The following is a 745-nucleotide window of genomic DNA, read 5'->3' as shown; positions in this document are numbered from 1 at the left end:
ACAAGCGGTGTTGTCCTTTACTTTGTTCAACCAGATCTTCCCAAGCACCATGTACTCGTGTCACGAACTGACTGAGCGGTTCTCCGCCAGGAGGCGTATTGTTCTCGGGATCTTGCCAGTACTTAGAAAACGCCTCTTTGTTTCCTTCCATCAATTGCTTATTGGTGAGGCCTTCCCACTCGCCAAATGCAATTTCACGAAACTCTGCATTGATATCGAGATCTAGCGACAGTTTATCTGCCAGTTCACCGGCAAAATAACGACATCGCGATAAAGGCGACGAGACAATACTTGCCCAAGGAGAATGCTCACCTACGGATGTTCGCATTTGCTCCCAGCCTAGCTCTGAGAGTGGATCATCAAGCGTGCCACGAAGTTTTTGCCCACCTTCAGGCTCTCCGTGTCGTATCAGGTCAATAATCGTTTCTGTATTCATCATGTTTCGTCGATTTTGTTCGGCATTTGAGCAAGCTGCGCGTATACTACGCGCCAGTTTTTTGGCCACTCGCGCTCGCGTAGTTGACGTTAATTTTGGAGAATCAGCATGTTATCAGTTAATGAGTACTTTGACGGCAAAGTAAAATCAATCGCATTCGAAGGCAAAGATCTACCTGCAACAGTAGGTGTAATGGTTGCCGGTGAATACACCTTCGGCACAAGCCAAAAAGAATACATGACTGTTGTCGCTGGCGAGCTTCAAGTTAAGTTGCCTGATAGCGACGAATTCGTCAGCTTCACAGATGGC

The 745-nt window shown here is 47.2% G+C and carries 2 protein-coding genes; one reads left to right on the top strand and one right to left on the bottom strand.

What is annotated here, in order from left to right; all coding sequences use genetic code 11:
• The coding region (locus tag A3738_RS03145; protein WP_156503911.1) for a histidine phosphatase family protein at window positions 1-439 on the bottom strand (439 nt) is incomplete at its 3' end.
• 105 nt (window positions 440-544) lie between these two features.
• On the opposite strand from A3738_RS03145, the gene A3738_RS03140 reads away from it, so the two are divergent.
• The coding region (locus A3738_RS03140; protein WP_068763348.1) for a pyrimidine/purine nucleoside phosphorylase at window positions 545-745 on the top strand (201 nt) is incomplete at its 3' end.

Source organism: Oleiphilus sp. HI0066 (assembly GCF_001635725.1).
Note: the sequence above shows the minus strand (reverse complement) of the source record. Positions and strands in the feature narration are given on the sequence as shown.